We start from the raw sequence: 6,126 nt of genomic DNA, 5'->3' as shown, positions 1-6,126 counted from the left end.
GTCTTTGCCGGCGGACGGTTCCTGCCGCAGGCGCATCTGGGGCCGCGGCTTTCGATCGGCGCGGTCTTTGCCGATCCGACGGCGCGCGCTTTCGTGCTCGTCTGGCTCGTCGGTAATCTGCTGGTCGCCGTCGGCGTCAGCTTCGTCGGCGTCAGCGCCGGCGCTATCGCCTGGCAGGCCCATGTCGGCGGTTTCCTGTTCGGCTTCCTCGCCTTTCCCTTGTTTGACGTGAAGACGCCGCGCACGCTGATTTTCTAGTGCATCGGGGAAGGAGCCGCCGGCACGCTTTTCTTGCAATCGCCCCAATCCTCATGCACCATATTCCCGTGCGCGGCGTCCTGGAGGAGGGATGCGAGGAAGGTGCCTGAAACGAGGAGGTTTTGATGGCGATCACTGTCAGGATGATACTGGACGAGAAGGGCAGGGCGGTCGTGACCGCGCCGGCGACGACGTCAATTTCCGAGGTGGCGGTGATCCTCCACCAGAACCGCATCGGCGCCGTGGTGATCGCCGACGAGGGCGGCAGGATCGCCGGTATCTTCACCGAGCGCGACCTCGCCGCCGCCGTCGGCAAGCACGGCGCGCGTGCCCTGACCGCTCCGGTCTCCCAGGAAATGACGGACAACGTCTACCGCTGCGACGAAGGCACCACGGTCAACGAACTGATGGAGGTGATGACCAAGCGGCATTTCCGCCATGTTCCGGTGGAAGTCGACGGAAAGCTCGCCGGCATCATCTCGATCGGCGATGTGGTCAAGTCGCGCATCCGCGAGGTCGAGCAGGAGGCCGAGCACATCAAGTCCTATATTGCCGGCTGAGATCTACTTGCCGTAGACCGTTTCGGGATCGAAAGCGCGGTCGTCGTCGATGCTTGCTAGGGCGGCGGCGCCGTTTTCGGTCGTCACGGCGCGATAGAAGCAGGAGCGCCGGCCGGTGTGGCAGGCGGCGGCATGGCCGGTCATGGAGACCTTCAGCAGGACCGCGTCCTGATCGCAATCGGTCACGACCTGTTCCACCTTCTGCAGGTTGCCGGAGGTTTCTCCCTTCTTCCAGATCGCATTGCGCGACCGGCTGTAATAATGAGCAAAGCCGGTCTCGAGCGTCAGCGACAGCGCCTCGGCGTTCATATGGGCGAGCATCAGCACCGCATTGTCGCGGACGTCGATGACGACCGCCGTGATCAGCCCCTTGTCATCGAAGCGGGGGGTGAAAACGGTCGCCTCGTCGAGCAGGGCCTTGTCCTGCGGCGGTTTTGAGAAGTGCGGCATGGTTTTTCCTGTCATTGCCGGGCCTTTTCCTGCCGGCGTTGATAGACCGTGCGCGACGGCTTTGCAATCCGCCGGCCTTGCCGCGGACTTGCCGAACGCCCATGTTTTCCTGTAGCAAGTCATCGCGGTCCGCCCTCTTCGGGCAGGGCCTTACGGAAAGCGACCATGGACGATATCTACTCCGCGCGCATCCTCAGCCATGCCGGCAATGTCACCCGGCTGGGGGTTCTGGACGCCGCCGATGCCGGCGCCTCGGCACATTCCAGGCTGTGCGGCTCGCGGCTGACGGTCTATGTGAAGCTCGCGGACGGAGCCGTCAGCGATTTTTCCCATGAGGTGAAGGCCTGCGCGCTCGGCCAGGCGTCCTCGGCGATCATGGCCGCCTCGGTCATCGGCGCGACGCCTGACGAGATCCGCACGGCGCGGGACGCGATGCTGGCGATGCTGAAGGACGGCGGCGAGGGCCCCGCCGGACGGTTTGCCGAAATGCGCTGTCTCCTGCCGGTCAGGGACTATCCGGCCCGCCACGCCTCGGTGATGCTGACCTTCGAGGCTCTGGTGAAGGCGCTCGACGCATGCGATGCCGCCGAGCCGGACCTGAGAAAGGCCGTCCGGACAGATGTGTGAGAGACATGGCGGGACAAGGTCCTCACGCAACTGGCAGGGCCCGTTTCGCAAGACCCCCGGCCGCCTGTTCGGCCTGGCCTTCATCCGCTTCTACCAACTGACCTTTTCGAGCCTGATCGGCCAGTCCTGCCGGCACCTGCCGACCTGTTCGGAATATGGCTATGAGGCGATCGCCCGCCACGGACTCTGGGCGGGCGGCTTTCTCACGCTGTTTCGCGTGGGGCGCTGCGGGCCGGGGGGCACTCACGGCTTCGACCCCGTGCCCGAGACGCTGGACCCTGACTGGCGCTGGTACACGCCGTGGCGTTTTTTCTCCGCCGGCCGGCGTTCTCACACTTCGGAGTAGCGGGCAATCACCAGATAGCCCGGCGTCGGCTTTCCGTTTTCGAAGCGGACATTGATGTCGGTGACGTCGACCGTTTGGAACCCGGCCTTTTCCAGACTTTCCGTCAGATAGGCGAGGCTGTGCGCGAACCGGTGATGCGGCGCGACCATGTAGTCGCGTCCCGTCAACACGTCATCGGGCAGCGTTTCCGCGGAAAAGGCGAGGATGCCTCCGCCGGCCATGCTTTTGGCCGCGCCCGAGAAGAACGCGTCGAGCGTGCCGAGATAGGGCAGCACGTCGGCGGCGATGATCAGGTCGAATCTCTCTTCGCCGTCGTCATGCAGGAACTCCTCGACCTCAGCGACAAACAGGGTGTCGTAGAGCTCCTTCTCGTAGGCGATCTCGACCATTTTCTCCGAAATGTCGAGCCCGGTGATATCTTCCGCCATGTCTGCGAGCGCGCTGGCGCCGAGCCCCGTGCCGCAGCCGAGGTCGAGCATGCGCGCGAACGGCCCGAGCGCAAGCGTCTGAAAGCGCTGGCGCATGATCATCGGCACGCAATAGCCGAGCTGGTCGACGAGAATATCCTCGAAATCCTCGGCATGCTGATCGAACAGCGTCTCGACATAGGCGTCGGGCGCCTTTTTCGGCGCGTCCGCAAAGCCCATGGCGGCAAGGCGCACGGCAGCGCCGCCATGGTCGTCCGGGTCGATCGCCAGAACCGCGCGGTAGGCGTCCGCCGCTTCGGCGAGCCTGCCCGCCTTTTCAAGCGAGAGCGCCCGGTTATAGGCCTTTGCCAGCTTTTCCTCGTCGATCTTGCGCGCCATTACGGTCATCCCGTTGTCTTTCCGCCATGCTCTATGCCGGGATCGCGCGCGGCGCAACAGCCTTCAGGTGTGGGTGATCCGTTTTGCCATTCGGCGGGCGGCGTCGAGATCATCCGGCGTGTTGATGTTGAAGAACGGATCGACCGCGCCGTCCTCAGTCGAAATCAGCGGGAAGTCGACGGTGCGGCATGGGTGGTCCGCGACGAAATCCATCAGTCTCCGGTTGGAGCCCGAGGCAAGCCAGTTTGAAAGCGCGTCGCGCAGCGCAAGCGGCCAGAGGGCGAAGACAGGATGGACGCGGCCTGCCGAGCGGGCAAGCACGATCATGTCGGCCGCGGGCCCGGCGGCGGACAGGCGTTCAGCGAGATCGGCCGGGAAGAAGGGCGTGTCAACGGCGAGCGAGACCATGTGCGTCGCCCCGGGCGCGTGCGCGCGAAGGTGGGAAAGGGCGGCGAGAATGCCGGCAAGCGGGCCCTCATGCGCGCTGCCGGCGTCGCGGATAATGGTGGCGTCGGGCAGCGCGGACAGGTCATCGCCGTGACGGCTGACGAGAACCGGCCTGGCCTGGCGTGCGATCCGGCGATGGGCGCGACGCAGCAGCGTCTCGCCCTCAAGCATCAGCATCGCCTTGTCCGCGCCCATGCGTCGCGACGCGCCGCCGGCGAGGATGACGGCGGGAAGCGGCGTCATTTTCTCTCCTCCAGCAGGTCTTCCTCCGCCCTGACGAGCGGGCCGCCGCCTTCGGAGGCGACCGGCTGACCCGTTTCGGCGAGCGGCTCAAGCCCCTTCTTGCGCTCGCGGTAGAAGGAATAGAGGCCGGCACAGACAATGATGGCGCCGCCGATGAGAACATTGGCGTCCGGGTATGTGCGGAACAGGAGGATGCCCAGAAGCGTCGCCCACAGCAGCCCGGCATAGCGGAAGGGCGCGATATAGGAAATATCGGCAAGGCGTACGGCAAAGACGACGAACTGGTAGCCGGACAGGAGGAAGAGGGCGGCGAGCACGAGCTTCAGCATGATCGGCCAGCTCATCATGCTCCAGTCCTGCTCGATCGTGCCGAGCACGGCGCCGCCGATCGTCAGCAGCACCGCGGTTGCCAGCGTGATGATGATGGCCGGAACGTCGGAGCGGATCGTCTTGGTCAGAAGGTCCCTGGCCGAAGCCGCGAGCATGGCGACCACGGCATAGCCCGCGCCCTGCTGGAAACCGTCCGGACCGGGCTGGATGATGATCATCACGCCGACAAAGCCGACAATGATGGCGCTCCAGCGCCGCCAGCCGACCGGCTCCTTCATGAAAAGCGCCGCGCCCAGCGTCACCGCAAGCGGCAGGCACTGGATGATCGAGGCGGCATTGGCGAGCGGCATCTGCTTCAGCGCCTGGAGAAAGGCGACGGCGGCAACCAGTTCGCACAGGCTGCGCGCGATCACGCGCCGATCGGAGACCGCGCCCAGGCGAGAAAGAGCGCGGCTGCGCCAGGCGATCAGAACCGTGAAAGCGGTGAGGATGAGCCCTCTGACGAACATGATCTGGCCGAGACCGATTTCCTCGGTCAGAAGTTTCGCGGTCGCGTCGGTCAGTGAAAAGCCGGCCATCGCCGCGATCATGAAGGCGGCGCCGGTGACATTGGAGGAGGTGCGCATCATTGGTCTCGTTATCTTATGTCTTGTTCATATAGACGATCAACGAGATTGAGAAGTGATCTGTGTCACGCTTTGCGAACGGATCAGCCGCCGGTCATGCTCATGTGGCGGGCAACGGCAACGCGCGAGTGCATCTCATCGAGCTCGAAATTGTGCTCTTTCGGTTTTCTGGCGATGGCGGCGTCGATCGCGCGATGCAGGACGGCGTCATCATCCGGATTGTCGCGCAGCACCTTGCGGAAGTCGGCATTGTCGTCATGGCCGAGACAGAGATAGAGCATGCCGGTGCAGGTCAGCCGCACGCGGTTGCAGGCCGCGCAGAAATTATGCGACAGCGGCGTGATGAAGCCGAGCTTGCCGCCGGTCTCGGCAACGGTGACGAAACGGGCCGGGCCGCCGGTGGTCAGAGGAATATCGGTGAGGGTGAACCTTTCCTGAAGGTCGCGACGGACCTTGCTCAGCGGCAGATACTGGGCGGAGCGGTCGGTGTCGACCTCGCCGAGCGGCATGGCCTCGATCAGCGTCAGGTCCATGCCCTCTGCATGGGCATACCGCAGGAGCTCCGGAATTTCGTCCTCGTTGAAGCCCGCAAGGGCGACGGCGTTGAGCTTGACCTTCAACCCCGCCTTGCGGGCCGCCTCAAGCCCGGCCATCACCTTGTCGAAATCGCCCCAGCGGGTAATCGCGCGAAACTTCTGCGGGTCGAGCGTGTCGAGGGAGACGTTGATGCGCCGCACGCCGGCGGCATGAAGCTCGTCCGCAAAGCGCGAAAGCTGCGATCCGTTGGTCGTCAGCGTCAGCTCGTCAAGCGCGCCCTCGTCGATGCGCTGTCCAAGATTGCGGATCAGCTGCATCACATTCTTGCGCATCAGCGGCTCGCCGCCGGTCAGCCGCAGTTTCCTGACGCCCTTGTCGATGAAGGCGTTGCAGAGCCGTTCCAGCTCCTCCAGCGTCAGAAGATCGCGCTTGGGCAGAAACGTCATGTTTTCGGCCATGCAATAGGTGCAGCGGAAATCGCAGCGATCCGTCACCGAAACGCGCAAATATGTGATCTGCCGGCCGATGGTCGACCCCTTCGGCCTCGGCCGGTCCGCGACGGGCTGTTTGTGTACGATATGCTGGTTCACCGGAACTTCTCCTTGCCCGGAACATGGAACGGGCCTTGGCAAGCGTCAAGTGAAGTGCGAAACACAGCCGCGTGATTTTGTCGAACCGCCGGGATGGACCATGACCGCGACCCCCACCGAAATCCGCGTCTCGCGGGACCGCAAGACGCTGACGGTCTCCTTCGAGGACGGCGCGCGTTTTGCGCTTGCCGCCGAAATGCTGCGCGTGCTCTCGCCCTCGGCCGAGGTCAAGGGGCACGGCCCCGGACAGGCGGTGACGGTGCCCGGCAAGCGCAATGTGGAGATCATGACGGTCGCGCCCGCCGG

Annotated in this window: 9 protein-coding genes and 1 pseudogene; 5 read left to right on the top strand and 5 right to left on the bottom strand. The window is 64.6% G+C overall.

The annotated features are described in order from the left end of the window. Positions 1-258: pseudogene (locus AC5DC2_RS17855) on the top strand (rhomboid family intramembrane serine protease); the annotation flags it as partial. 125 nt (positions 259-383) lie between these two features. Then, positions 384-818 (top strand): CBS domain-containing protein, encoded by a 435-nt coding sequence (locus AC5DC2_RS17850; protein ID WP_183488577.1) that lies wholly within the window; start codon positions 384-386, stop codon positions 816-818. A 3-nt stretch (positions 819-821) separates the two neighbouring features. On the opposite strand, the gene hisI is transcribed toward AC5DC2_RS17850, so the two are convergent. Further along, entirely contained in the window at positions 822-1,268 is a 447-nt protein-coding gene (gene hisI / locus AC5DC2_RS17845; RefSeq protein WP_491699448.1) for a phosphoribosyl-AMP cyclohydrolase, read from the bottom strand. A 165-nt stretch (positions 1,269-1,433) separates the two neighbouring features. On the opposite strand from hisI, the gene AC5DC2_RS17840 reads away from it, so the two are divergent. Beyond that, positions 1,434-1,895, top strand: coding sequence for an iron-sulfur cluster assembly scaffold protein (locus tag AC5DC2_RS17840; protein ID WP_491699446.1), 462 nt, complete (start codon positions 1,434-1,436; stop codon positions 1,893-1,895). Continuing rightward, positions 1,888-2,241 (top strand): membrane protein insertion efficiency factor YidD, encoded by a 354-nt coding sequence (gene yidD / locus AC5DC2_RS17835; RefSeq protein ID WP_024709254.1) that lies wholly within the window; start codon positions 1,888-1,890, stop codon positions 2,239-2,241. The genes AC5DC2_RS17840 and yidD overlap by 8 nt, the downstream gene beginning before the upstream one ends. On the opposite strand, the gene AC5DC2_RS17830 is transcribed toward yidD, so the two are convergent. The 4 genes from AC5DC2_RS17830 to moaA form a co-directional block, all read right to left on the bottom strand. Next, positions 2,226-3,047 carry a class I SAM-dependent methyltransferase gene (locus tag AC5DC2_RS17830; RefSeq protein WP_491699445.1) on the bottom strand — a complete coding sequence of 274 codons (822 nt, stop codon included), beginning with the start codon at positions 3,045-3,047 and terminating at the stop codon, positions 2,226-2,228. The two genes, yidD and AC5DC2_RS17830, sit on opposite strands and share 16 nt — an antisense overlap. A 63-nt stretch (positions 3,048-3,110) precedes the next feature. After that, positions 3,111-3,737, bottom strand: coding sequence for a molybdenum cofactor guanylyltransferase MobA (gene mobA, locus AC5DC2_RS17825; RefSeq protein ID WP_491699444.1), 627 nt, complete (start codon positions 3,735-3,737; stop codon positions 3,111-3,113). Next, complete coding sequence (locus tag AC5DC2_RS17820; RefSeq protein ID WP_051424117.1) at positions 3,734-4,696, bottom strand: DMT family transporter; 963 nt, start codon at positions 4,694-4,696, stop codon at positions 3,734-3,736. Before AC5DC2_RS17820 ends, mobA begins: the two co-directional genes overlap by 4 nt. 80 nt (positions 4,697-4,776) lie before the next feature. Further along, positions 4,777-5,808 (bottom strand): GTP 3',8-cyclase MoaA, encoded by a 1,032-nt coding sequence (gene moaA, locus AC5DC2_RS17815; RefSeq protein ID WP_491699447.1) that lies wholly within the window; start codon positions 5,806-5,808, stop codon positions 4,777-4,779. Positions 5,809-5,920: 112 nt separating this feature from the next. Here moaA and AC5DC2_RS17810 point away from each other — a divergent pair. Continuing rightward, a partial coding sequence (locus AC5DC2_RS17810) for a gamma-butyrobetaine hydroxylase family protein (protein WP_491699443.1) occupies positions 5,921-6,126 on the top strand: 206 nt, incomplete at its 3' end.

The sequence above is a fragment of the Martelella sp. genome, assembly GCF_984369615.1.
The sequence above is the reverse complement of the archived record's forward strand: the minus strand, read 5'-3'. Positions and strand labels throughout refer to the sequence as shown.